Source organism: Enterobacter cloacae complex sp. IR5403, from assembly GCF_049238705.1.
Classification (GTDB): Bacteria; Pseudomonadota; Gammaproteobacteria; order Enterobacterales; family Enterobacteriaceae; genus Enterobacter; species Enterobacter hormaechei_C.
Genome location: NZ_JBMKHP010000007.1, coordinates 73,508 through 97,158, shown reverse-complemented (window position 1 = coordinate 97,158; position 23,651 = coordinate 73,508). Strand labels below are relative to the sequence as shown.

Genomic DNA, 23,651 nt, shown 5'->3' with positions numbered 1-23,651 from the left:
GTGAGAGTTTGGCAGCCTTCAAAGTTTAGGAGCCTGCCTGCGGCGATACTATGCGGCACACCAGGGTGTGCATAGGAACGTCAACATCACCCTTTTTGACCGAAACGTGAAAGGAATAACAAGATGGATGATCAGTTAAAACAAAGCGCTCTCGATTTTCACGAGTTTCCTGTTCCGGGTAAAATCCAGGTATCCCCGACCAAACCGCTGGCGACCCAGCGCGATCTGGCGCTGGCCTACTCGCCAGGCGTAGCTGCCCCGTGCCTTGAAATCGAAAAAGATCCGCTGGCAGCGTACAAATACACCGCCCGTGGCAACCTGGTGGCCGTTATCTCTAACGGTACGGCGGTACTGGGGTTAGGGAACATTGGCGCGCTGGCCGGTAAGCCGGTGATGGAAGGGAAGGGCGTTCTGTTTAAGAAATTTGCCGGTATCGACGTCTTCGATATCGAAGTGGACGAACTGGACCCGGATAAATTCATCAACGTGGTGGCGGCGCTGGAGCCGACCTTCGGCGGCATCAACCTGGAAGACATCAAAGCGCCGGAATGTTTCTATATCGAGCAGAAGCTGCGCGAGCGTATGAACATTCCCGTGTTCCATGACGACCAGCACGGCACGGCGATTATCAGTACCGCCGCCATTCTGAACGGTCTGCGTGTGGTGGAGAAAAACCTCTCCGACGTGCGCATGGTGGTCTCCGGCGCTGGCGCCGCGGCCATCGCCTGTATGAACCTGCTGGTGGCGCTGGGCATGCAGAAACACAACATCGTGGTCTGCGACTCCAAAGGCGTGATTTACAAAGACCGCGAGCCAAACATGGCGGAAACCAAGGCGGCCTATGCGGTGGAAGACGACGGCAAGCGCACGCTAGAAGACGTCATTGAAGGTGCCGACATTTTCCTCGGCTGTTCAGGCCCGAAAGTACTGACCCAGGAGATGGTGCAGAAGATGGCGCGCGCGCCAATGATCCTGGCCCTGGCGAACCCGGAGCCGGAAATTCTGCCGCCGCTGGCGAAAGCAGTGCGTGAAGACGCAATCATCTGTACGGGTCGGTCCGACTACCCGAACCAGGTGAACAACGTGCTCTGCTTCCCGTTCATCTTCCGCGGTGCGCTGGACGTTGGCGCTACGGCAATCAACGAAGAGATGAAGCTCGCCGCCGTCCATGCTATCGCCGAGCTGGCGCACGCCGAGCAGAGCGAAGTGGTGGCCTCCGCCTATGGCGATCAGGATCTGAGCTTCGGCCCGGACTACATCATCCCTAAACCGTTTGACCCGCGTCTGATCGTGAAGATCGCGCCAGCGGTGGCCAAAGCGGCGATGGACTCTGGCGTGGCGACGCGGCCGATTGAAGATTTCGATGCCTACGTCGATAAACTCACCGAGTTCGTCTACAAAACCAACCTGTTTATGAAGCCGATCTTCTCCCAGGCGCGCGCTGACGCGAAGCGCGTGGTGCTGGCGGAAGGGGAAGAGGCGCGCGTGCTGCATGCCACGCAGGAGCTGATCACCTTAGGGCTGGCGAAACCGATCCTGATTGGTCGTCCGAGCGTGATCGAGATGCGTATCCAGAAGCTGGGCCTGCAAATTAAGCCGGGCGTCGACTTTGAGATCGTCAATAACGAATCCGATCCACGCTTCAAAGAGTACTGGAACGAATACTATTCGATCATGAAGCGCCGGGGGATCACCCAGGAGCAGGCGCAGCGGGCGGTGATCAGCAACACCACGGTGATCGGCGCGATCATGGTTCATCGCGGTGAGGCGGATGCGCTGATCTGCGGCACCATCGGCGAGTATCATGAGCATTTCAGCGTGGTGCAGGAGATCTTCGGCTATCGCGAGGGGGTCCATACTGCCGGCGCAATGAACGCGCTGCTGCTGCCAAGCGGTAACACCTTTATCGCCGATACCTACGTTAACGACGATCCAACCCCGGACGAACTGGCGGAAATCACCGTGATGGCGGCGGAAACCGTGCGCCGCTTTGGTATCGAGCCGAAAGTGGCGCTGCTGTCGCACTCTAACTTCGGGTCATCCAAATCCGCGGCGGCGTGCAAAATGCGCCAGACGCTTGGCCTGGTGCGCGAGCGTGCGCCGGAGCTGATGATCGACGGCGAGATGCACGGCGACGCCGCGCTGGTGGAGAGCATTCGTAATGAACGTATGCCGGACAGCCCGCTGAAAGGCTCGGCGAACGTGCTGATTATGCCGAACGTAGAAGCGGCGCGTATCAGCTACAACCTGCTACGCGTGTCGAGTTCTGAAGGGGTGACCGTAGGGCCAGTGCTGATGGGGGTGTCAAAACCAGTACATGTATTAACGCCGATTGCCTCCGTGCGTCGTATCGTCAACATGGTGGCGCTGGCGGTGGTTGAGGCGCAGACGCAGCCGCTGTAATTTTTACCCTCACCCTAACCCTCTCCCAAAGGGAGAGGGAATTTATACTCCCTCTCCCTTTGGGAGAGGGCAGGGGTGAGGGGGTTACACCCAGTCCCGAACCCGAATAAAATCACGCAAGGCAGCCTCCGGGCTGCCTTCTTTGGGTTCATAGCTGTACTCCCAGCGCACCAGCGGCGGCATCGACATCAGAATGGACTCCGTGCGCCCACCGGTTTGCAGGCCAAACAGCGTCCCGCGATCCCATACCAGGTTAAACTCCACGTAACGCCCGCGGCGGTACAGCTGGAACTCACGCTCGCGAACGCCGTAGTCGGTGTTTTTGCGGCGTTCGACAATCGGCAGATAGGCATCGGTAAAGCCTTCACCCACTGCGCGCATAAAGCTGAACGCGGTATCAAAATCCGGCGTGTTGAGATCGTCAAAGAACAGCCCGCCGATGCCGCGTTGCTCGTCGCGATGCTTCAGATAGAAATAATCATCGCACCACTTTTTGTATTTCGGGTAAACGTCTTCGCCAAACGGCAGGCAGAGGTCGCGCGCGGTGGTGTGCCAGTGCACGGCGTCCTCTTCGAAGCCATAGTAAGGCGTTAAGTCGAAACCGCCGCCAAACCACCAGACCGGATCGGCCCCCGGTTTTTCCGCGATGAAAAAGCGCACGTTGGCGTGGCTGGTTGGCACAAACGGGTTATGCGGATGCACCACCAGCGAGACGCCCATCGCCTCGAAGCTGCGGCCCGCCAGTTCAGGCCGATGCGCCGTGGCGGACGCCGGCATTGCATCACCGTGGACGTGGGAGAAGTTGACCCCGGCCTGTTCAAAAATGCCACCGTTACGCAGCACGCGGCTGCGCCCGCCGCCGCCCGCTTCGCGCTGCCAGGCATCTTCCTGGAATTCACCGCCGTCTGCGGCGGCCAGTTTCTGGCAAATCGCGTCCTGTAACTGCATCAGGAAAGTTTTGACCAGCTGTGCATTCGGTTTCATCAACGTTTCCTGGAGTGCGCTTTTTGATTATCGAACCAGTTGAAATAACTGATGACCCCGGAGGCGATAGCGTTCGCGATCTTCTGACGAAACGCCGTGGTGCCGAGTAAACGCTCCTCTTCCGGGTTGGTAATGAACGAGGTTTCAACCAGCACGGACGGAATGGACGGGGACTTCAGCACCACAAACGCGGCCTGCTCGGTGCTTTTACTGTGCAGACGGTGCACGGGCTTAATCCGTTTAAGGATATGCGAGCCGAGCGTCAGGCTGTTTTTGATGGTATCGGTCTGCACGAGATCAAACAGAACCTGCTGCAACAGATGGTCTTTGTCGGTGGCTTTTTTCCCGGCCACTTCATCCGCCCGGTTTTCGCGATCGGAGAGGTATTTCGCCATGGCGCTACTGGCGCCACGGTTGGAGAGGGCGAACACCGATGCGCCTGCGGCGGAAGGGTTTGTGAAGCCATCCGCGTGAATGGACATAAACAGGTCGGCGCCGTGCTTATGGGCAATTTCCACGCGATCGTACAGCGGGATAAACGTGTCGCCCGTGCGCGTCAGGCGGGCGTCAATGCCGTTGCTGCGTAAAATTGCGCGCACATTTTTTGCAATTGCCAGCACGACGTGTTTTTCTTTCGACCCGTTTCGGCCAATGGCGCCGGTGTCGATCCCGCCGTGGCCCGGATCGAGCATGACCAGACGCTTTGCCCCGGCTTTTTTGGTTTTCGGCTTGCTGTGTCCGTTACTGGTTTTAAGCGAGCTCTCTTCTTTTGCCTGAGCCTGCTTTGCGATGCCTGTTAACGTTAAGGCCGCCAGCCCCGCTTTGAGAACCTGACGACGCGATGTGAGTGCTTTTAATGGTTTGAATGTGCTCATGCGGCCTGAATTGTAAAAATTGGGGTCCTGGTGTTATATCGTATCGCGTTTTGCGTGACGACATTCCTTATTGAGAATTGTTTTACTTTTCATTTCAATACGTGACAAAGTGACATTATGCCAAATTTTGGCGAGTTTTTCCCCGGTTATTGGCTAAATGCCCTGTTCACGCCATAATCACTGTTTTTAAACCCGAAAAGGCGGTTAATACCATGGAGATACGCGTTTTTCGCCAGGAAGATTTCGAAGAGGTGATCACCCTTTGGGAGCGCTGCGATCTGCTGCGTCCGTGGAACGATCCGGAAATGGACATCGAACGGAAGGTGAATCACGACGTCAGTCTGTTTCTGGTCGCTGAGGTCAACGGCGAGGTGGTCGGGACGGTAATGGGCGGGTACGACGGCCACCGCGGGTCGGCCTACTATCTGGGCGTGCACCCGGAATATCGCGCGCGCGGCATCGCCAACGCGCTGCTTAACCGTCTGGAAAAGAAACTGATCGCCCGTGGCTGCCCGAAAATCCAGATTATGGTGCGGGAAGATAACGACGTGGTGCTGGGCATGTATGAACGTCTGGGCTACGAGCACGCGGATGTACTGACGCTGGGTAAGCGCCTGATCGAAGATGAAGAGTACTGAGTTCCACCCTGGCGACTATGATGTTCACGGTCGTCTGCGTCTGCCTTTTTTATTCTGGTGCGTTCTGCTGTTGCAGGCCCGCACCTGGGTGCTGTTCGTGATGGCTGGCGCGTCACGCGGGCAGGGCGATACGCTACTGAATCTCTTTTATCCCGATCACGATGCGTTCTGGCTGGGGTTACTGCCCGGTGTACCGGCGGTGCTGGCGTTCCTGTGCAGCGGTCGGCGGCAGTTCCTCCCGCGCTTCTGGCGCGCGCTTCGCTGGCTGTTGATTCTGGCGCAGGTTGTGCTCCTGATCTGGCAGCCCGTGCTCTGGCTGTACGGCGAGCCGCTTTCCGGTATCGGGATTGCGCTGGTGGTGGCGGATATTGTCGCGCTGCTGTGGCTGGTCACGAACCCCCGTTTACGCGCCTGTTTTACGCAAGAGTCAGATTAAAACGGCACTTTTTGCCGATACTGCACTCCAACAAGCGTTGATTTATTACGTAAGGACGTCTCAATGAAATCGCTGCGATTACTTTTATGCGCTCTCCCGCTGGCGTTAACCGGCTGTTCCACGCTCTCATCCATCAACTGGTCTGCGGCCTATCCGTGGAACTGGTTTGGCTCCTCAACGGAAGTGACCGAGCAGGGCGTGGGCAAAATCACCGCCTCGACGGCGCTGGATCAGGATGCCATTCAGGAGGCCATCGGCAGTGATTATCGCCTGCGCAGCGGCATGAAAACCGAGAACGGCAACATCGTGCGCTATTTCGAAGCGTTGAAAGACGACAAGGTGGCGATGGTCATCAACGGCGATAAAGGTACGGTCAACCGCATTGCGGTGATGGATGAAGAGATCCCGACCTCAGGTGGCGTGAAGGTAGGTACGCCGTTTGGCGAGCTCTACCAGAAAGCGTTTGGCCACTGCGCCAGCGTGCCGTCGGATGATAGCGTGGCGGTCGAGTGTAAGGCCGACGGCAGCCAGCACATTAGCTATGTATTCAGCGGCACCTGGAACGGTCCGGAAGGGTTAATGCCCTCTGACGACACCCTGAAAAAGTGGAAAGTGAGCAAAATTATCTGGAAGCAGTAATTTGCGCCTGAGCAAGCCGCCTCGCTGAAATCCAGGTATAATAGCCGCCATCAATGCCACGCTGTCGTGGCATCTTTTTTTCAGGAGGAGCGATGTCTCAGGTTCAGAGTGGCATTTTGCCAGAACATTGCCGCGCGGCGATTTGGATTGAAGCCAACGTCAAAGGGGACGTGGATGCCCTGCGCGCGGCCAGCAAAATTTTCGTTGATAAACTGGCCACCTTTCAGGCCAAATTCCCCGAAGCCCATCTGGGCGCGGTGGTTGCCTTTGGCAACACCGTCTGGCGTCAGCTGAGCGGCGGCGAAGGCGCAGAAGAGCTGAAAGACTTTATTCCTTATGGCAAAGGTCTTGCGCCCGCCACCCAGTATGACGTCCTGATCCATATCCTCTCCCTGCGCCATGACGTGAATTTCTCCGTCGCTCAGGCAGCGATTGAGGCCTTTGGTGACAGCATCGACGTGCAGGAAGAGATCCACGGTTTCCGCTGGGTGGAAGAGCGCGATTTGAGCGGCTTCGTCGACGGCACCGAAAACCCGGCCGGGGAAGAGACGCGTCGCGAGGTGGCTGTAATCAAGGATGGCGTGGACGCAGGCGGCAGCTACGTGTTCGTCCAGCGCTGGGAGCATAACCTCAGGCAGCTTAACCGCATGAGCGTGCATGACCAGGAGATGATGATTGGCCGCACCAAAGACGCCAATGAAGAGATTGACGGCGATGCGCGTCCGGTCACGTCCCACCTGACCCGCGTTGACCTTAAAGAAGACGGTAAGGGGCTGAAGATTGTTCGTCAGAGCCTGCCGTACGGCACCGCGAGCGGTACGCACGGCCTGTACTTCTGCGCTTACTGTGCGCGCCTTTACAACATCGAACAGCAGCTGCTGAGCATGTTTGGCGATACCGACGGCAAGCGTGACGCCATGCTGCGCTTCACCCGTCCGGTGACCGGCGGCTACTACTTCGCGCCGTCCGTTGAGCGCCTGCTGGCGCTGTAACCCCCTCACCCTAGCCCTCTCCCCACGGGGGAGAGGGGATTAATGCCTTATTCCCTTTTCTGCTTCTAAATCACCAAACGGTATATAAAACCGTTACTCCTTTAGACTCCGTTATAAATATTATGACTATAAGATAGTCATCACATTTATAAGGGTGCGCAATGGCCGCTACTGTACTGAAAAAAGGATCGCTGGCACTGGCAGGTTTACTGCTGGTGGCGCAGGCGCAGGCAACCGAGTTGCTGAACAGTTCTTATGATGTTTCGCGCGAGCTGTTTGCCGCCCTTAACCCCGCATTTGAACAGCAGTGGGCGAAAGAGAACAACGGCGACAAGCTGACCATCAAACAGTCGCACGCCGGTTCATCCAAGCAGGCGCTGGCCATTTTGCAGGGGCTGAAAGCGGATGTGGTGACCTACAACCAGGTCACGGACGTGCAGATCCTGCACGACAAAGGCAAGCTGATCCCGGCGGACTGGCAGAGCCGCCTGCCGAACAACAGCTCACCGTTCTACTCCACCATGGGCTTCCTGGTGCGCAAGGGCAACCCGAAAAACATTCACGACTGGAACGACTTGGTGCGTTCTGACGTCAAGCTGATTTTCCCGAATCCGAAAACCTCCGGCAACGCACGTTATACCTATCTGGCGGCGTGGGGCGCGGCGGACAAAGCTGACGGTAACGATAAAGCGAAAACCGAACAGTTTATGACCCAGTTCCTGAAAAACGTCGAAGTGTTTGATACCGGCGGCCGGGGCGCAACCACCACCTTCGCCGAGCGCGGGCTGGGCGACGTTCTGATCAGCTTTGAATCCGAAGTGAACAATATTCGTAAACAGTACGAAGCGCAGGGCTTCGAAGTGGTTATCCCGAAAACCAACATTCTGGCCGAGTTCCCGGTGGCCTGGGTGGATAAAAACGTCAAAGCCAACGGCACTGAGAAAGCGGCAAAAGCCTATCTCAACTATCTGTACAGCCCGCAGGCGCAGACGGTGATTACTGACTATTACTACCGCGTTAATAATCCGGACGTGATGGACAAGCTGAAAGACAAATTCCCGCAGACCGAGCTGTTCCGCGTGGAAAATCATTTCGGCGCCTGGCCTGAGGTGATGAAAACGCATTTTGCCAGCGGCGGTGAGTTAGACAAATTGCTGGCGGCGGGGCGTAAGTAATGTTTGCAGGATCAACAAGACGTGTGCTGCCGGGTTTTACCTTAAGCCTCGGGACCAGCCTGCTGTTCGTCTGTCTGATTTTATTGTTACCGCTCAGCGCTCTGGTGATGCAGCTCGCTGAGATGAGCTGGTCCCAGTACTGGGAAGTGGTCACCAACCCGCAGGTGGTGGCGGCCTACAAGGTCACGCTGCTGTCTGCGTTCGTGGCCTCGATTTTTAACGGCGTGTTTGGCCTGCTGATGGCGTGGATCTTAACCCGCTATCGCTTCCCGGGCCGCACGCTGCTCGACGCCCTGATGGATCTGCCGTTTGCCCTGCCGACGGCGGTGGCCGGTTTGACGCTGGCGTCGCTGTTCTCCGTGAACGGCTTTTACGGCGAATGGCTGGCGAAGTTTGATATCAAAGTAACCTATACCTGGATCGGTATCGCGGTGGCGATGGCCTTCACCAGCATCCCGTTTGTGGTGCGTACCGTACAGCCGGTGCTGGAAGAGTTAGGCCCCGAATACGAAGAGGCCGCGGAAACCCTGGGCGCCACGCGCTGGCAGAGTTTCCGTAAGGTTGTGCTGCCGGAACTTTCTCCGGCCTTGCTGGCGGGGGTGGCGCTCTCCTTTACCCGCAGCCTCGGTGAATTTGGCGCGGTTATTTTTATCGCCGGGAACATCGCGTGGAAAACCGAAGTGACCTCGCTGATGATTTTTGTCCGTTTGCAGGAGTTTGATTATCCGGCCGCGAGCGCGATTGCCTCGGTGATCCTTGCCGCGTCGCTGCTGCTGCTGTTCTCGATTAACACTCTGCAAAGTCGCTTTGGTCGACGTGTGGTAGGTCACTGATGGCGGAAGTTACGCAATTGAAGCGCTATGACGCGCCCCGCATCAACTGGGGCAAATGGTTTCTGATTGGTACCGGCGTGCTGGTCTCCGCATTCATTCTCGTCGTGCCGATGGTGTACATCTTCGTGCAGGCCTTCAGCAAAGGGATTATGCCCGCGCTGCAAAACCTGGCCGATCCGGACATGCTCCACGCCATCTGGCTGACGGTGATGATTGCCCTGATCACCGTCCCGGTGAATCTGGTGTTTGGCGTATTGCTGGCCTGGCTGGTAACGCGCTTTAACTTCCCGGGGCGTCAGCTGCTGCTGACCCTGCTGGATATCCCGTTTGCGGTGTCTCCGGTGGTGGCGGGTCTGGTTTATCTGCTCTTCTACGGCTCCAATGGCCCGCTGGGCGGCTGGCTGGATGAGCACGACCTGCAAATCATGTTCGCCTGGCCGGGGATGGTGCTGGTGACCGTCTTTGTCACCTGTCCGTTCGTGGTGCGCGAGCTGGTGCCGGTGATGCTCAGCCAGGGCAGCCATGAAGATGAAGCCGCGGTACTGCTCGGCGCTTCCGGCTGGCAGATGTTCCGCCGCGTCACGCTGCCGAATATTCGCTGGGCGCTGCTTTACGGCGTGGTGCTGACCAACGCCCGTGCGATCGGTGAATTTGGCGCGGTGTCGGTGGTATCCGGCTCGATTCGCGGCGAAACCCTGTCGCTGCCGTTACAGATTGAATTATTACAGCAGGACTACAACACCATCGGCTCGTTTACTGCCGCAGCGTTGCTGACGCTGATGGCCATTTTGACCCTGTTTTTGAAGAGTGTGGTGCAGTGGCGTTTAGAGAATCAGGAAAAACGTCAGCATCAGGAGGGAAATCATGAGCATTGAGATTGCCAATATTAAGAAGTCTTTTGGTCGCACCCAGGTGCTGAATGATATCTCGCTGGATATCCCTTCCGGACAAATGGTGGCGCTGCTGGGGCCGTCTGGCTCCGGAAAAACCACGCTGCTGCGCATTATCGCCGGGCTTGAACACCAGACCAGTGGACATATCCGCTTCCACGGTACGGACGTTAGCCGTCTGCACGCCCGCGACCGTAAAGTGGGCTTTGTATTTCAGCATTATGCGCTGTTCCGCCACATGACGGTATTCGACAACATTGCGTTTGGCCTGACCGTGCTGCCGCGTCGTGAACGTCCGGATGCCGCCGCCATCAAAGCGAAAGTGACCAAACTGCTGGAGATGGTGCAGCTTGCGCATCTGGCGGACCGCTTTCCGGCTCAACTTTCCGGCGGGCAGAAGCAGCGCGTGGCGCTGGCGCGTGCGTTAGCCGTTGAACCGCAAATTCTGCTGCTGGACGAACCGTTTGGCGCGCTGGATGCGCAGGTGCGAAAAGAGCTGCGCCGCTGGCTGCGTCAGCTGCATGAGGAACTCCAGTTCACCAGCGTTTTCGTGACCCACGATCAGGAAGAGGCGATGGAAGTGGCCGACCGCGTGGTGGTGATGAGTCAGGGCAATATTGAGCAGGTTGACGAGCCAGAGCAGCTCTGGCGTGAACCGGCGACCCGCTTTGTGCTGGAGTTTATGGGGGAAGTCAACCGCCTTCAGGGCACCATTCGCGGCGGTCAGTTCCACGTTGGCGCGCACCGCTGGCCGCTGGGGTATACCTCCGCGCATCAGGGGCCGGTGGATCTGTTCCTGCGTCCGTGGGAAGTGGACGTCAGCCGCCGTACCAGCCTGGATTCACCGCTTCCGGTGCAGGTGCTGGAAGCTAGCCCTAAAGGCCACTACACCCAATTGGTGGTACAGCCCCTGGGCTGGTACACCGAGCCGCTGACCGTGGTTATGCGTGACGACGTGCCGCCGCACCGGGGAGAGCGTCTTTTTGTGGGGCTGCAACACGCGCGCATTTATCACGGTAACGAGCGCATTGAGACGCGCGAGGATATTGCTCTGGCGGAGTCAGCCTGATAGGTTATTAGTATGTTTATCGCCCGGTGGCGCTTCGCTGACCGGGCCTACAGTTATCACTGCGTCTTGTAGGCCGGGTAAGCTAAGCGCCACCCGGCTTTTTTATTGAGTAAAAATCGTGAATACACTCGAACACACCATCGGCAACACCCCTCTGGTCAAACTTCAGCGCATGGGGCCTGATAACGGCAGCGAAATCTGGGTCAAACTCGAAGGCAATAACCCGGCGGGGTCGGTAAAAGACCGGGCGGCGCTGTCGATGATTGTCCAGGCCGAAAAGCGCGGTGAAATTAAGCCCGGCGACGTGCTGATCGAAGCCACCAGCGGTAACACCGGTATCGCGCTGGCAATGATTGCCGCCCTGAAAGGCTACCGCATGAAGTTGTTGATGCCGGATAACATGAGCCAGGAGCGCCGGGCCGCCATGCGCGCCTATGGAGCCGAGCTGATTCTGGTGAGCAAAGAGCAGGGGATGGAAGGGGCGCGAGATTTAGCGTTAGCGATGGCGGAGCGCGGGGAAGGCAAGCTGCTCGACCAGTTCAACAACCCGGACAACCCCTACACGCACTACACCACCACCGGCCCGGAAATCTGGCAGCAAACCGACGGGCGCCTCACCCACTTTGTCTCCAGCATGGGGACCACGGGCACGATCACCGGTGTGTCACGCTTTCTGCGCGAACAGGAGAAGCCGGTGACGATTGTCGGCCTGCAACCGGAAGAGGGAAGCAGTATTCCGGGCATCCGCCGCTGGCCAGCGGAGTATATGCCGGGCATCTTTAATGCGCAGCTTGTGGACCAGGTGCTGGATATTCATCAGCGCGAGGCGGAAAATACCATGCGTGAGCTGGCCGTGCGTGAAGGTATTTTCTGCGGCGTCAGCTCTGGCGGTGCCGTAGCGGGCGCGATCCGGGTGGCTGAGTCCACGCCGGGAGCGGTGGTCGTGGCGATTATTTGCGATCGCGGCGACCGTTACCTGTCTACCGGCGTCTTTGGTGAAGAGAGTTATTCGCAGGGGGCGGGGATTTAAGCGTCATGGAGATGATTTTATTCCGGGATAACACCCGGGCGCAGCAAACCGATATTGTCGCCGTTCAGTCGCAGGTGGTGTACGGCAGCGTGGGAAACAGCATCGCGGTGCCGAATATTCGCACCCACCGGCTGAACGTTACCGCTGTGCCGACGGTGCTGTTCAGCAATACGCCGCACTACGACACCTTCTACGGCGGGGTGATCCCGGACGAGTGGTTCAGCGGCTACCTGAAGGCGCTGGAAGAGCGCGAGATCCTGCGCGAGCTTAAAGCGGTCACCACCGGCTATATGGGCAGTGCCAGCCAGATCGTGCTGCTGGCGCAGTGGCTGAAGGCAATCAAAGTGCAACATCCCGATCTGCTGGTGCTGGTTGATCCGGTAATCGGGGATATCGACAGCGGGATGTACGTGAAGCCGGATATTCCTGAAGCCTACCGTGAGCATCTGCTCCCGCTGGCCCAGGGCATTACGCCCAACGTGTATGAACTGGAAGTGCTGAGCGGCAAACCGTGCCGTACGCCGGAGAGCGCCATTGCCGCCGCGCAGGGGCTGCTGTCCGACTCGCTGAAATGGGTGGCGATCACCAGTGCGCCAGTGGCTGACGATCCGCAGAATATCCACGTCGTGCTGGTGAGCGAAGAAGGTGTTACCGTAAGCGCGCACCCGCGCGTAGAGACGGACCTGAAAGGAACGGGCGATCTGTTCTGTTCGGAGCTGGTCAGCGGCATTGTGGGAGGGAAAACCGTTGCCGATGCCATTCGCATGGCGGGCGATCGGGTGACTGACGTTATGATCTACACGCAGTCGAAAGGCTATGACGAGCTTATTCTGCCTGCATAAACAAAAATGGCGCCCGAAGGCGCCATTTTTCTGTGCGGCAAGAATTACTTCTTGATGCGGATAACCGGGGTTTCACCCACGGTGACGCTGCCAGACAGTTTGATCAGTTCTTTGATTTCGTCCATGTTGGAGATAACAACCGGCGTCAGGGTAGACTTGGCTTTTTCTTCCAGCAGCGGCAGATCGAATTCAATTACCGGGTCGCCAACTTTAACACGCTGGCCTTCTTCCGCGATACGTTTGAAGCCTTCGCCTTTCAGTTCAACGGTGTCGATACCGAAGTGAACGAACAGTTCGATACCGCTATCGGATTCGATAGAGAACGCATGGTTGGTTTCAAAAATTTTACCGATGGTGCCGTCAACTGGAGCAACCATTTTGTTGCCAGTTGGTTTGATAGCAATGCCATCACCAACGATTTTCTCAGCAAACACTACATCCGGCACGTCTTCGATGTTGACGATCTCGCCGGAGAGCGGAGCAACAATCTCAATAGTTCCGGAGTCTTTCTTGTCATCAGAAACCAGAGATTTCAGTTTATCGAACAAACCCATGATCTTCTCCTAAGCAGTAAATTGGGCCGCATCTCGTGGATTAGCAGATTGTTTTTTCTTCAATGAACTTGTTAACCAGCGTCATTAACTCGTCCGTTGTCGGTTGAGCAAGAGCCTGCTCTGCTAACACCTTCGCATCTTCGAAGTTCGTGTTACGGATAATCTTCTTAATGCGCGGGATGGAAATGGCGCTCATAGAGAATTCGTCCAGACCCATACCCAGCAACAGAAGTGTAGCACGTTCGTCGCCTGCAAGCTCACCACACATGCCAGTCCATTTACCTTCTGCATGAGAAGCATCAATAACTTGCTTGATCAAATTCAGTACGGACGGTGACATTGGCTGGTAGAGATGTGAAATCATATCATTACCACGGTCAACTGCCAGGGTGTACTGCGTTAAATCATTGGTACCGATACTAAAGAAATCAACTTCTTTGGCTAAATGACGCGCAATGGTCGCGGCTGCCGGTGTTTCCACCATCACGCCGATCTCAATGGATTCGTCAAATGCTTTACCTTCGTCGCGCAGTTCCTGTTTGTAGATTTCGATCTCTTTCTTCAGTGCACGCACTTCTTCAACAGAGATGATCATCGGGAACATGATGCGCAGTTTACCGAAAGCGGAGGCACGCAGAATAGCGCGAACCTGGTCACGCAGGATCTCTTTGCGATCCATGGCGATACGCACGGCACGCCAGCCCAGGAACGGGTTCTCTTCTTTCGGGAAGTTCATGTACGGCAGCTCTTTGTCGCCACCGATGTCCATGGTACGGACGATTACAGCCTGCGAGCCGCACGCTTCCGCAACCGCTTTGTACGCTGCAAACTGCTCTTCTTCCGTTGGCAGAGCGTCGCGATCCATGAACAGGAATTCAGTACGATACAGACCTACACCTTCCGCGCCGTTGCGCTCAGCGCCGTCAACGTCACGTACGGTACCGATGTTAGCGCACACTTCAACCTGATGGCCGTCCAGCGTGATGGCTGGCAGATCTTTCAGTTTAGCGAGTTCCGCTTTCTCGGTAGCAACCTGCTCCTGAACGGAACGCAGCTGCTCGATCACATCGTTAGTTGGGTTGACGTAAACCACATTGTTTACGGCATCCAGAATCAGATAGTCGTCGTTTTTCACCTGGGAGGTCACGCTACCGGTACCCACAATGGCTGGCAGCTCCAGAGAACGCGCCATGATTGAGGTGTGGGAGGTACGTCCACCTGCATCTGTAATGAAACCCAGCACCTTGTTCAGGTTCAGCTGTGCGGTTTCAGACGGGGTCAGGTCAGCGGCAACCAGGATGACTTCGTCCTGAATCGCGCTCAGATCGATGATGGCCAGACCCAGGATGTTGCGCAGCAGGCGCTTACCGATGTCACGTACGTCAGCCGCACGTTCTTTCAGGTATTCATCGTCCAGCTCTTCCAGGGCAGATGCCTGACCTTCGATAACTTCATGCGCAGCCGCGTCGGCCGTCATGCCTTTATCTTTAATCAGGGCTATGATTTCCTGCTCCAGCTCCTCATCTTCGAGCAGCATAATGTGCCCTTCGAAGATGGCTTCTTTTTCTTCACCGAAAGTTTCGCCAGCTTTAGTTTTAATCGCTTCCAGTTGCGCAGATGCCTTGGCACGACCGCTCAGAAAACGTTCAACTTCCTGATCAACCTTGTCGGCAGAAATTTTTTTCCGGTCAATGACGATTTCGTCTTCTTTCAGCAGCAATGCTTTGCCGAAAGCGATACCCGGGGATGCTAAAATGCCTGAAATCATAACCCTACCTTACTTGTGACTGATATTGAAAAGAACCCGGTAAACTTACTCGAGTTCAGCCATCAGCTTAACCAGATGCTCAACTGCTTTCTGCTCGTCTTCACCTTCAGCGGAGATGGTAACAACGGTACCCTGAGTCAGGCCCAGAGTTTGCAGCTTGAACAGGCTTTTTGCGCTAGCGCTTTTGCCGTTGGAAGTCACAGTGATTTCAGAAGTGAAGCCTTTCGCTTCTTTAACAAACTGAGCAGCAGGGCGGGTGTGCAGACCGTTCGGAGCGGTAATGGTAACTTCTTGCTGGAACATTGTATTTCCCCAACTTATAGGTTTAGTGTTGTGGAACTAAAGTCTAGCCTGGCGACTTAACTTTAGCCTGTATAGTTAGCGCTGACGTTTCAATCGTCATTAAACATTATGCAGTGAAAGCAAGACTTGAACCAAATCATAAAATCGATTCAGCAGCGCTATTTCGTTCACCGATTAATTTCGCGCATCAAAATAATTGCTGGTTTAAATACCAGACCCAACGGGGTGAAGCAATGCCAGGAGGGGTAAAACTTTGAAGCAGGCCACAAAAAAGCACCTGAAAAGGTGCTTTTTTACGCGTTTTTAACATGCTGGCATCACTGTTGCAGTTCTTTCTCTGTGAAGAGATCGGCAAACAGTGCTGTGCTTAAGTAACGCTCACCCGAAGACGGTAGGATAACCACAATGTTCTTATTGGTAAAGGTTTCATCTTCCAGCAGTTTGAGCGCTGCCGCAACCGCCGCACCGGAAGAGATACCCGCCAGAATGCCTTCCTCATCCATCAGGCGACGCGCCGTGGAGATGGCTTCTTCATTGGTAATGGCGACGACTTTATCGATCAGCTTCAGATCCAGGTTGCCTGGAATAAAGCCAGCGCCGATACCCTGGATTTTGTGAGGGCCAGGTTTGATCTCTTCGCCTGCCAGCGCCTGAGCGATAACCGGTGAGTCGGTTGGCTCAACGGCAACGGTAATCAGATCTTTTTTACCTTTCGTGCCTTTAATATAGCGAGACACCCCGGTCAGCGTACCGCCGGTGCCTACCCCGGAGATAAACACATCAACCTGACCGTCGGTATCTTCCCAGATTTCCGGGCCGGTGGTTTTCTCATGAATTTCCGGGTTGGCCGGGTTGCTGAACTGCTGGAGCAGCAGATATTTTGCCGGATCGCTGGCAACAATTTCTTCGGCCTTCTGAATCGCGCCCTTCATGCCTTTTGCGCCTTCGGTCAGGACCAGGTTCGCACCCAGCGCTTTCAGCAGCTTACGACGCTCAATGCTCATGGTCTCAGGCATAGTCAGCGTCAGCTTATAGCCACGCGCCGCCGCAACATAGGCCAGAGCAATACCGGTGTTACCGCTGGTGGGTTCAACCAGCTCAACCCCAGGTTTCAGCACGCCACGCTTTTCAGCATCCCAAATCATATTCGCACCGATACGGCATTTAACACTGAAGCTTGGGTTACGAGATTCGACCTTCGCCAGAATGCGTCCATTACCGATACGGTTCAGTCGAACCAGGGGCGTATGACCGATAGTCAGCGAGTTGTCTTCATAAATCTTACTCATGGCCTGTCCTTAACTGTATGAAATTGGGATACCGACCCAGCATACCTGTTGAACAGGTATGGGGAAGTAAGGAAATCGCATATCTATATGCTGCAAGGAAATAATGGGGATCAGTATGGAATAAGGGGCGGCATAAGCCACCCCTCTTTTACACATTTTTGCATTACTTCCATAACGCGTGCTTAGCACGGTAGCAGTCCACCCACATTGCCGTCGCGCCGCAAACGGCGACGGGCATGATGAACAAATTCAGGAAAGGGATCATGGTGAACAGGCTGGTCAGCGCGCCAAACTGCATGTTGGCAACCTTCTGAGTGCGCAGGGCAGTGCGCATCTCTTTAAACGGTACTTTGTGGTTATCGAACGGATAATCACAGTACTGGATAGCAAGCATCCAGGCGCTGAACAGGAACCACAGCACGGGCGCAACCGTCTGGCCAATCCCGGGTACAAAGTAAAGGATAAGCAGCACAATTGCCCGCGGGAGATACCAGGCGAACTTCTGCCATTCACGCTTCATGATGCGGGGGAGATCTTTCACGATCCCCAGTACGCCCGTGTCAGGCGGCGTCGCACCGGTCAGGCGCGCTTCCAGCTGTTCGGCCAGCAGACCGTTGAACGGCGCGGCTATCCAGTTTGCTATCGTCGAAAAGAAATAGCCGAAAACCAGCAGCACGGAGATAACCGCAATCGGCCAGAGCAGGTAGTCCAACCACTGTAACCAGTCCGGCACATAGCTCATCAGGGAAGGGATCCAGCTTTCCAGTCTGGTGAACAGCCACCAGAACGCGCCCCCCATCAGAATAATGTTGATAAGCAACGGCAAAATAACGAAGCGTCGAATGCCCGGCAGGGAGACCAGTTTCCAGCCCTGAGAAAAGTACCAGACCCCGCTGCGTGGGGCAGAAGAAGATGTTGTAACCATACCAGGCTGTACTCCTTTTTACACAACCAGTGGAATTGCCCGCCTATATTATCCAGTTACGGACTAATGACCAGTTCGGAAATGTTCGAAAAACCAGCAAAAAGCACGATTTAGCTCATCTTTATGCTGTGAATGCTCTGCATACACTTGCACTTGACGTAAACGGCAAATACTCTTAGTGAGTAAATGTTTGCCGTGGTGGCAAGGTGTTAGAACAACAGAGAATATAATGATGCAGGATTTGCGTCTGATATTAATCATTGTTGGCGCGATCGCCATAATCGCTTTACTGGTACATGGTTTCTGGACCAGCCGTAAAGAGCGTTCCTCTATGTTTCGCGATCGTCCACTGAAGCGCATGAAGTCCAGTCGTGACGACGATGACGTTGAAGACGACATCGACGGTCCTGACGACGACGGCGTGGGTGAAGTTCGTGTTCATCGGGTCAATACTGCGCCCGGCGCAGCGCATGGAGAGCATGAAGCCCCCCGCGCTCCGCAGCACCAGTATCAACCACCGTATGCCTCTGCCCAGCCGCGCCAGCCAGCGCCGCCGCCAGTGGAAGAACCTGTTCGTCATACGCCGCAGCAGCCTGTGCAACAGCAGCCCGTTGCGCCACAGCCTGTACAGCCGCAACCTGTGCAACAGCCTGCACAGCCAGTGCATCAGCCACAGCCTGTTCAGCAGCCACAGCCTGTTCAGCAGCCGCAGCCGGTACAACAACCGCAGCCGCAGCCTGAACCGCCTGCGCCACAGCCCGCTCCGCGCGTTGAGCCAGAGCCGGTTGCAGAGCCAGAACCGGTTGTTGAAAAGCCGCAGCGTAAAGAAGCGGTGATCATCATGAACGTGGCTGCTCATCATGGCACCCATCTGAACGGTGACGTGCTGCTTAACAGCATCCAACAGGCAGGCTTCAAGTTCGGCGACATGAATATTTTCCATCGCCACCTGAGTCCTGACGGCAGCGGTCCGGCGCTGTTTAGCCTGGCCAATATGGTCAATCCAGGCACGTTTGACCCGGAAATGACCGGTGATTTCGTCACGCCGGGGGTTACGATCTTTATGCAGGTGCCGTCCTACGGTGACGAGCTGCAAAACTTTAAGCTGATGCTACAGTCCGCTCAGCACATCGCCGACGAAGTGGGCGGTGTGGTGCTCGACGATCAGCGTCGAATGATGACGCCGCAGAAACTGCGCGAGTATCAGGACCGCATCCGCGAAGTTAAGGAAGCGAACGCGTAATCGTCGCGTTAACTTCACCTCCTCCTCAACCCCCGCCTGTCGGGGGTTTTTCTCATTGATGGTGCGATATGGACTCAATCGAACAACAACTTACTGAACTGCGAACCACGCTTCGCCATCATGAATATCTCTATCATGTTATGGACGCACCGGAAGTGCCGGATGCGGAATATGACCGCCTGATGCGTGAACTGCGCGAGCTGGAAGCGCAGCACCCCGAACTGATTACGCCCGATTCCCCAACGCAGCGCGTCGGCGCGGAACCGCTGGGCGCTTTCAGCCAGGTGCGCCATGAAGTGCCGATGCTCTCGCTGGATAACGTGTTTGATGAAGAGAGTTTTCTGGCTTTCAACAAGCGTGTGCAGGATCGCCTGAAGAGCGTCGACAATCTGAGCTGGTGCTGCGAGCTGAAGCTGGATGGTCTGGCAGTCAGTATTCTTTATGAGAACGGCGTGATGGTGCGTGCCGCAACGCGCGGCGACGGCACTACCGGGGAAGACATAACCACCAATGTGCGCACCATTCGTGCGATCCCGCTGAAACTGCGTGGCGATAACATTCCCGCCCGGCTGGAAGTGCGCGGGGAAGTATTCCTTCCGCAGGCGGGCTTCGAGAAGATCAACGAAGAAGCGCGTCGTACCGGCGGGAAAGTGTTTGCTAACCCGCGTAACGCGGCGGCAGGTTCGCTGCGTCAGCTCGATCCGCGTATCACCGCGAAGCGACCGCTTACTTTCTTCTGCTACGGCGTCGGGATCCTGGAAGGCGGTGACCTGCCAGATACCCACCTGGGACGCTTAATGCAGTTCAAAGAGTGGGGATTACCGGTAAGCAACCGCGTGCAGCTCTGCGACTCTCCCGAGGCGGTGCTGGCGTTCTATCACAAGGTTGAAGAAGATCGTCCCACGCTCGGGTTTGATATTGACGGCGTGGTGATCAAGGTTAACTCGCTGGCGTTGCAGGAACAGTTGGGATTTGTGGCCCGTGCGCCGCGCTGGGCGGTGGCGTTTAAATTCCCGGCGCAGGAGCAGATGACCTTCGTTCGCGACGTGGAGTTTCAGGTAGGGCGTACGGGGGCGATTACGCCTGTGGCGCGTCTGGAGCCTGTGCAGGTGGCTGGCGTGCTGGTAAGTAACGCCACCCTGCATAACGCCGATGAAATTGCCCGCCTGGGGCTACGCATTGGTGACAAAGTGGTGATTCGCCGCGCGGGTGATGTGATCCCACAGGTGGTTAACGTTGTGGAGTCTGACCGTCCTGCCGATACCCGTGCCATCGAGTTTCCAGCCCACTGTCCGGTATGTGGTTCGGACGTTGAGCGCGTGGAAGGTGAAGCGGTAACGCGCTGTACGGGCGGGTTAATCTGCGGCGCGCAGCGTAAAGAGTCCCTGAAGCACTTCGTCTCCCGCCGGGCGATGGACGTGGACGGAATGGGTGACAAGATTATCGACCAGTTAGTTGAGAAAGAGTATGTCCATACGCCAGCGGACCTCTTTACCCTGACGGCAGGTAAGCTGACCGGTCTTGAACGTATGGGTCCGAAATCTGCCCAGAACATCGTCAACGCGCTCGAGGCGGCCAAAAACACCACCTTTGCCCGTTTCCTTTACGCGCTCGGCATTCGTGAAGTCGGCGAGGCGACGGCGGCCGGGCTGGCGGCGTATTTCGGCACGCTGGACGCGCTGGAGAAAGCCACCATCGACGAGCTACAGAAAGTCCCTGATGTCGGCATTGTGGTCGCCACCCACGTCTTCAACTTCTTTGCCGAAGAGAGCAACCGTGAAGTGATCGGTAAATTACTGGAACAGGGCATTCACTGGCCCGCACCGGTAGTGGTTAATGCCGAAGAGATCGACAGCCCGTTTGCCGGTAAAACGGTGGTGCTGACCGGCAGCCTGAGCCAGCTCTCGCGCGATGACGCGAAAGCGCGCCTGGTGGCGCTGGGGGCAAAAGTGGCGGGCAGCGTATCGAAGAAAACCGACCTGGTGATTGCCGGGGAAGCGGCCGGTTCGAAGCTGGCAAAAGCGCAGGAGCTTGGCATCGAGGTGATCGATGAAGCGGAAATGATGCACCTGTTAGGAGAGTGACGTGGAAAAAGAGCAGCTCGTTGAGATCGCCAATACGGAGATGCCGTTCGGTAAATATAAGGGCCGCAGGCTGATTGATTTACCGGAAGAGTATCTGCTGTGGTTTGCCCGTAAGGATGAGTTCCCCGCCGGGCGTCTGGGCGAGCTGATGGCTATCACGTTACTGATCAAAACAGAGGGGCTGACCCAGCTGGTTCAGCCCCTGAAACGTCCTTAAACTTTCGCGGCGCGGGTCTCTTCCTGCGCCAGCTTTTCCGTCTGCGCCTTGTAACGCCGCGCCAGTACTGCACATACCATCAGCTGGATCTGATGGAAAATCATCAGCGGCAACACCATCATCCCAATGACGGACGTCGGGAACAGGATATTAGCCATTGGGATCCCGTTGGCGAGGCTCTTTTTCGATCCGCAAAATACAATGGTGATTTCATCGGCTTTATTGAAGCCGCATTTGCGGGCCACAAAGACGTTAACCGCGATGACAATGGCCAGAAGAACGATGCTTACCACCACAATAAACAGCAGCGATCCAGCGCCCACCCTGTGCCAGATACCGTTCACCACGGCTTCGCTGAAGGCCGTGTAAACCACCAGCAGAATTGAGCTTTGGTCCGTTTTCCCGATCCATTTTTTATGTTTCGCCACAAATGCCCCAATCCAGGGACGGGATAAGTGTCCGAGCACAAACGGCAGCAGCAGTTGCAGACAAATTTTACCCACCTGCTCCAGATTGCCTTCCGCACCGTGCATGTTCATCAGCAGACCGACCAGCAGCGGTGAAACAAAGATCCCCAGCAGGCTGGAAGCGGAAGCAGAACAGACCGCCGCCGCGACGTTACCGCCCGCCAGCGAGGTAAAGGCAATAGCGGACTGCACGGTGGCCGGTAAAATGCACATATAAAGGAAACCGGTATACAGCGCCGGATCGACATTCACTGGCGCCCACCAGGCGAACAGCACGCCCAGAACCGGGAAAAGGATAAAGGTGCTGCACATTACCCACAGGTGCAGTCGCCAGTGGCTACCGCCTGCAATAATGGCTTCCCGGGAGAGTTTGGCGCCATGCATAAAGAACAGCAGGGCAATGGCTGCCGCGGTCAGTCCTTCAATAACCGGAACGAAACTGCCCCGCGCCGGGAAGAACGAGGCCAGCAAGACGACACCAATCAGGGTCAGCGTAAACGGATCAAGGATACGAAAAAGTTTCATAATCACTCCTGAAAACAGATGCCGCTATTGTGCTTACTTCCCTTTGAGAAATAAAATTGATTTATTGCATCCATTCATGAATTAAACAGATGAATTATTCGTTACGTCAGCTTCGCGTTTTTGTCACCGTCGCGCAGGCCCGCAGCTTTAGCCGGGCAGGGGAGATGATTGGCCTCAGCCAGTCGGCGGTGAGCCATAGCGTTAAGGAGCTTGAAACGCAAACGGGTGTGAAGCTGCTCGACCGCACGACGCGAGAAGTGGTGCTCACCGAAGCGGGACAGCAGCTGGCAATGCGTCTGGAAAGGCTGCTGGATGAACTGAACAGTACGCTCAGGGATGTTGGCCGGCTCGGACAACAGCTTTCCGGCACCGTGAGAGTGGCGGCGAGCCAGACGATTTCAGCGCATCTTATTCCTCAGTGCATCGCTGAAAGTAATCACCGCTATCCGGATATCGATTTTGTTTTGCATGACAGGCCGCAGCAGTGGGTACTGGAGAGTATCCGTCAGGGGGATGTGGATTTTGGCATCGTTATTGATCCCGGGGCGGTAAGCGACCTGGAATGTGAAGTGGTGCTCTCGGAACCCTTTTTACTGCTCTGCCGCGATGATGATCCGCTGGCATCGCTGCCGCAGGTGGCCTGGCAGGCCTTGCAAGGGGCAAACCTGGTGCTACAGGATTATGCATCAGGCAGCCGCCCGCTGATAGATGCCGCACTGACCGCGCAGGGCGTTAAGGCAACCATTGTGCAGGAGATCGGGCATCCTGCCACGCTATTCCCCATGGTCGAAGCGGGGATTGGCATCAGCGTTCTGCCGGCGCTGGCGCTGCCACTGCCGCAGGGGAGTCGTTTAACGGTGAAGCGTTTCGTACCCTGTGTCGAACGCCAGCTGATGCTGGTACGCCGTAAAAACAGGTCTCTTTCCGGCGCGGCGCATGCCTGCTGGGATGTGGTGCGTATGCAGGCCGAACGTTTGATGGAGGCCCGCACACGCGATCCACTCTTCAACGAAACCAATAATCAGATGTAGATATTAATCTGATGCTCCGCGGAGGGCTTATTGATGCCTTCCGCCACGGCCTGACCGTTTTCCTGCTTTGGCATCGCCTCTTCGGCCTGCTGACGCTGCAATTGCGCCAGCTGTGCCTGCAACATAGCCAGCTGAGATTCGAGTAACTCTTGCTGCTTTTGCTTTTCTTCTGCTGTGGCATCACCCATGGCCACTTCTTTGAGTTGCTGAGTGACTTTCGTAATCTGTTTGGTCAGACGGGTGATTTGAGAAGCAATGTCGTTTCCGCCGGAGCTGTTATCTACGCTGCCGATTTCCATCGCTGACAGAGAAACGGGCTTAAGAGTTGTCATATTGAGATCCTTTTCGCCATAAAATAGAGGTATCGGCAAAGAAGGCGTGAGCTTGAGTAAAACAAGCGGTCTGGCTGCAATGGGGATGTGCTATATCGCAGATAGCA

24 protein-coding genes are annotated in these 23,651 nt (G+C 56.0%); 15 read left to right on the top strand and 9 right to left on the bottom strand.

Annotated features, from left to right (window positions below; all coding sequences use genetic code 11):
- Nucleotides 1-123: 123 nt before the first annotated feature.
- Nucleotides 124-2,403: an NADP-dependent oxaloacetate-decarboxylating malate dehydrogenase gene (gene maeB, locus ACOTW6_RS12355; protein ID WP_015572218.1), complete on the top strand. Its 2,280-nt coding sequence runs from the start codon at nt 124-126 to the stop codon at nt 2,401-2,403.
- An 84-nt stretch (nt 2,404-2,487) separates the two neighbouring features.
- Here the strand turns inward: maeB and hemF are convergent, their stop codons facing one another.
- Both hemF and amiA read right to left on the bottom strand, forming a co-directional pair.
- Nucleotides 2,488-3,387: an oxygen-dependent coproporphyrinogen oxidase gene (gene hemF / locus ACOTW6_RS12350; RefSeq protein WP_213789174.1), complete on the bottom strand. Its 900-nt coding sequence runs from the start codon at nt 3,385-3,387 to the stop codon at nt 2,488-2,490.
- Nucleotides 3,387-4,262 carry an N-acetylmuramoyl-L-alanine amidase AmiA gene (gene amiA, locus ACOTW6_RS12345; RefSeq protein ID WP_015572219.1) on the bottom strand — a complete coding sequence of 292 codons (876 nt, stop codon included), beginning with the start codon at nt 4,260-4,262 and terminating at the stop codon, nt 3,387-3,389. The genes hemF and amiA overlap by 1 nt, the downstream gene beginning before the upstream one ends.
- 212 nt (nt 4,263-4,474) lie before the next feature.
- Here amiA and ACOTW6_RS12340 point away from each other — a divergent pair, with 212 nt between their 5' ends.
- The 10 genes from ACOTW6_RS12340 (at nt 4,475) to pdxK (ending at nt 12,806) form a co-directional block, all read left to right on the top strand.
- The gene (locus ACOTW6_RS12340) at nt 4,475-4,900 is read left to right on the top strand and encodes a GNAT family acetyltransferase (RefSeq protein WP_003861292.1); all 426 of its coding nucleotides are present in this window, start codon (nt 4,475-4,477) and stop codon (nt 4,898-4,900) included.
- Nucleotides 4,887-5,336 carry a DUF2919 domain-containing protein gene (locus ACOTW6_RS12335; protein ID WP_023304181.1) on the top strand — a complete coding sequence of 150 codons (450 nt, stop codon included), beginning with the start codon at nt 4,887-4,889 and terminating at the stop codon, nt 5,334-5,336. Before ACOTW6_RS12340 ends, ACOTW6_RS12335 begins: the two co-directional genes overlap by 14 nt.
- A 63-nt stretch (nt 5,337-5,399) precedes the next feature.
- Nucleotides 5,400-5,975: an RpoE-regulated lipoprotein gene (locus ACOTW6_RS12330; RefSeq protein ID WP_015572220.1), complete on the top strand. Its 576-nt coding sequence runs from the start codon at nt 5,400-5,402 to the stop codon at nt 5,973-5,975.
- A gap of 92 nt (nt 5,976-6,067) precedes the next feature.
- On the top strand, nt 6,068-6,967 hold the full coding sequence (locus tag ACOTW6_RS12325; RefSeq protein ID WP_017383480.1) for a Dyp-type peroxidase: 900 nt from the start codon (nt 6,068-6,070) through the stop codon (nt 6,965-6,967).
- A 161-nt stretch (nt 6,968-7,128) separates the two neighbouring features.
- Entirely contained in the window at nt 7,129-8,142 is a 1,014-nt protein-coding gene (locus tag ACOTW6_RS12320) for a sulfate ABC transporter substrate-binding protein (RefSeq protein ID WP_213789175.1), read from the top strand.
- Entirely contained in the window at nt 8,142-8,975 is an 834-nt protein-coding gene (gene cysT / locus ACOTW6_RS12315) for a sulfate/thiosulfate ABC transporter permease CysT (RefSeq protein ID WP_017383478.1), read from the top strand. The genes ACOTW6_RS12320 and cysT overlap by 1 nt, the downstream gene beginning before the upstream one ends.
- A complete protein-coding gene (gene cysW, locus ACOTW6_RS12310; RefSeq protein ID WP_047053220.1) occupies nt 8,975-9,850 on the top strand; it encodes a sulfate/thiosulfate ABC transporter permease CysW in 876 nt (291 codons plus the stop codon). Before cysT ends, cysW begins: the two co-directional genes overlap by 1 nt.
- Complete coding sequence (gene cysA / locus ACOTW6_RS12305) at nt 9,840-10,934, top strand: sulfate/thiosulfate ABC transporter ATP-binding protein CysA (RefSeq protein WP_017383477.1); 1,095 nt, start codon at nt 9,840-9,842, stop codon at nt 10,932-10,934. Before cysW ends, cysA begins: the two co-directional genes overlap by 11 nt.
- A gap of 118 nt (nt 10,935-11,052) precedes the next feature.
- Nucleotides 11,053-11,964 carry a cysteine synthase CysM gene (gene cysM / locus ACOTW6_RS12300; RefSeq protein WP_213789176.1) on the top strand — a complete coding sequence of 304 codons (912 nt, stop codon included), beginning with the start codon at nt 11,053-11,055 and terminating at the stop codon, nt 11,962-11,964.
- A gap of 5 nt (nt 11,965-11,969) precedes the next feature.
- Nucleotides 11,970-12,806, top strand: a complete 837-nt coding sequence (gene pdxK, locus ACOTW6_RS12295) for a pyridoxine/pyridoxal/pyridoxamine kinase (RefSeq protein WP_090278981.1) — start codon at nt 11,970-11,972, stop codon at nt 12,804-12,806.
- Nucleotides 12,807-12,850: 44 nt separating this feature from the next.
- On the opposite strand, the gene crr is transcribed toward pdxK, so the two are convergent.
- The 5 genes from crr to cysZ form a co-directional block, all read right to left on the bottom strand.
- Entirely contained in the window at nt 12,851-13,360 is a 510-nt protein-coding gene (crr, locus tag ACOTW6_RS12290; RefSeq protein ID WP_003861316.1) for a PTS glucose transporter subunit IIA, read from the bottom strand.
- A 40-nt stretch (nt 13,361-13,400) separates the two neighbouring features.
- Entirely contained in the window at nt 13,401-15,128 is a 1,728-nt protein-coding gene (gene ptsI / locus ACOTW6_RS12285; RefSeq protein ID WP_006811455.1) for a phosphoenolpyruvate-protein phosphotransferase PtsI, read from the bottom strand.
- Nucleotides 15,129-15,173: 45 nt separating this feature from the next.
- The gene (ptsH, locus tag ACOTW6_RS12280; RefSeq protein WP_000487600.1) at nt 15,174-15,431 is read right to left on the bottom strand and encodes a phosphocarrier protein Hpr; all 258 of its coding nucleotides are present in this window, start codon (nt 15,429-15,431) and stop codon (nt 15,174-15,176) included.
- A gap of 317 nt (nt 15,432-15,748) precedes the next feature.
- On the bottom strand, nt 15,749-16,720 hold the full coding sequence (gene cysK, locus ACOTW6_RS12275; RefSeq protein WP_006811453.1) for a cysteine synthase A: 972 nt from the start codon (nt 16,718-16,720) through the stop codon (nt 15,749-15,751).
- Nucleotides 16,721-16,883: 163 nt separating this feature from the next.
- Entirely contained in the window at nt 16,884-17,645 is a 762-nt protein-coding gene (gene cysZ, locus ACOTW6_RS12270; protein WP_213789177.1) for a sulfate transporter CysZ, read from the bottom strand.
- A gap of 229 nt (nt 17,646-17,874) precedes the next feature.
- Between cysZ and zipA the strand changes: the two genes are divergently transcribed.
- The 3 genes from zipA to ACOTW6_RS12255 all read left to right on the top strand — a co-directional run bounded on the left by zipA (nt 17,875) and on the right by ACOTW6_RS12255 (nt 21,189).
- Nucleotides 17,875-18,888, top strand: coding sequence for a cell division protein ZipA (gene zipA, locus ACOTW6_RS12265; RefSeq protein ID WP_213789178.1), 1,014 nt, complete (start codon nt 17,875-17,877; stop codon nt 18,886-18,888).
- 68 nt (nt 18,889-18,956) lie between these two features.
- A complete protein-coding gene (gene ligA / locus ACOTW6_RS12260; RefSeq protein ID WP_213789179.1) occupies nt 18,957-20,972 on the top strand; it encodes an NAD-dependent DNA ligase LigA in 2,016 nt (671 codons plus the stop codon).
- A 1-nt stretch (nt 20,973) separates the two neighbouring features.
- A complete protein-coding gene (locus ACOTW6_RS12255; RefSeq protein WP_003861328.1) occupies nt 20,974-21,189 on the top strand; it encodes a DUF3820 family protein in 216 nt (71 codons plus the stop codon).
- Here ACOTW6_RS12255 and ACOTW6_RS12250 read toward each other — a convergent pair.
- The gene (locus ACOTW6_RS12250; protein ID WP_213789180.1) at nt 21,186-22,181 is read right to left on the bottom strand and encodes a bile acid:sodium symporter family protein; all 996 of its coding nucleotides are present in this window, start codon (nt 22,179-22,181) and stop codon (nt 21,186-21,188) included. The two genes, ACOTW6_RS12255 and ACOTW6_RS12250, sit on opposite strands and share 4 nt — an antisense overlap.
- Nucleotides 22,182-22,270: 89 nt before the next feature.
- On the opposite strand from ACOTW6_RS12250, the gene ACOTW6_RS12245 reads away from it, so the two are divergent.
- Entirely contained in the window at nt 22,271-23,212 is a 942-nt protein-coding gene (locus ACOTW6_RS12245; RefSeq protein WP_213789181.1) for a LysR family transcriptional regulator, read from the top strand.
- Here the strand turns inward: ACOTW6_RS12245 and ACOTW6_RS12240 are convergent.
- Nucleotides 23,203-23,544 (bottom strand): FlxA-like family protein, encoded by a 342-nt coding sequence (locus ACOTW6_RS12240; protein WP_023304174.1) that lies wholly within the window; start codon nt 23,542-23,544, stop codon nt 23,203-23,205. The two genes, ACOTW6_RS12245 and ACOTW6_RS12240, sit on opposite strands and share 10 nt — an antisense overlap.
- Nucleotides 23,545-23,651 lie beyond the last annotated feature (107 nt).

Coding starts and splice junctions, on each gene's coding strand:
- maeB (WP_015572218.1), top strand. CDS start 124: ATGGATGATCAGTTAAAACAAAGCGCTCTCGATTTTCACGAGTTTCCT.
- hemF (WP_213789174.1), bottom strand. CDS start 3,387: ATGAAACCGAATGCACAGCTGGTCAAAACTTTCCTGATGCAGTTACAG.
- amiA (WP_015572219.1), bottom strand. CDS start 4,262: ATGAGCACATTCAAACCATTAAAAGCACTCACATCGCGTCGTCAGGTT.
- ACOTW6_RS12340 (WP_003861292.1), top strand. CDS start 4,475: ATGGAGATACGCGTTTTTCGCCAGGAAGATTTCGAAGAGGTGATCACC.
- ACOTW6_RS12335 (WP_023304181.1), top strand. CDS start 4,887: ATGAAGAGTACTGAGTTCCACCCTGGCGACTATGATGTTCACGGTCGT.
- ACOTW6_RS12330 (WP_015572220.1), top strand. CDS start 5,400: ATGAAATCGCTGCGATTACTTTTATGCGCTCTCCCGCTGGCGTTAACC.
- ACOTW6_RS12325 (WP_017383480.1), top strand. CDS start 6,068: ATGTCTCAGGTTCAGAGTGGCATTTTGCCAGAACATTGCCGCGCGGCG.
- ACOTW6_RS12320 (WP_213789175.1), top strand. CDS start 7,129: ATGGCCGCTACTGTACTGAAAAAAGGATCGCTGGCACTGGCAGGTTTA.
- cysT (WP_017383478.1), top strand. CDS start 8,142: ATGTTTGCAGGATCAACAAGACGTGTGCTGCCGGGTTTTACCTTAAGC.
- cysW (WP_047053220.1), top strand. CDS start 8,975: ATGGCGGAAGTTACGCAATTGAAGCGCTATGACGCGCCCCGCATCAAC.
- cysA (WP_017383477.1), top strand. CDS start 9,840: ATGAGCATTGAGATTGCCAATATTAAGAAGTCTTTTGGTCGCACCCAG.
- pdxK (WP_090278981.1), top strand. CDS start 11,970: ATGGAGATGATTTTATTCCGGGATAACACCCGGGCGCAGCAAACCGAT.
- crr (WP_003861316.1), bottom strand. CDS start 13,360: ATGGGTTTGTTCGATAAACTGAAATCTCTGGTTTCTGATGACAAGAAA.
- ptsI (WP_006811455.1), bottom strand. CDS start 15,128: ATGATTTCAGGCATTTTAGCATCCCCGGGTATCGCTTTCGGCAAAGCA.
- ptsH (WP_000487600.1), bottom strand. CDS start 15,431: ATGTTCCAGCAAGAAGTTACCATTACCGCTCCGAACGGTCTGCACACC.
- cysK (WP_006811453.1), bottom strand. CDS start 16,720: ATGAGTAAGATTTATGAAGACAACTCGCTGACTATCGGTCATACGCCC.
- cysZ (WP_213789177.1), bottom strand. CDS start 17,645: ATGGTTACAACATCTTCTTCTGCCCCACGCAGCGGGGTCTGGTACTTT.
- zipA (WP_213789178.1), top strand. CDS start 17,875: ATGATGCAGGATTTGCGTCTGATATTAATCATTGTTGGCGCGATCGCC.
- ligA (WP_213789179.1), top strand. CDS start 18,957: ATGGACTCAATCGAACAACAACTTACTGAACTGCGAACCACGCTTCGC.
- ACOTW6_RS12250 (WP_213789180.1), bottom strand. CDS start 22,181: ATGAAACTTTTTCGTATCCTTGATCCGTTTACGCTGACCCTGATTGGT.
- ACOTW6_RS12245 (WP_213789181.1), top strand. CDS start 22,271: ATGAATTATTCGTTACGTCAGCTTCGCGTTTTTGTCACCGTCGCGCAG.
- ACOTW6_RS12240 (WP_023304174.1), bottom strand. CDS start 23,544: ATGACAACTCTTAAGCCCGTTTCTCTGTCAGCGATGGAAATCGGCAGC.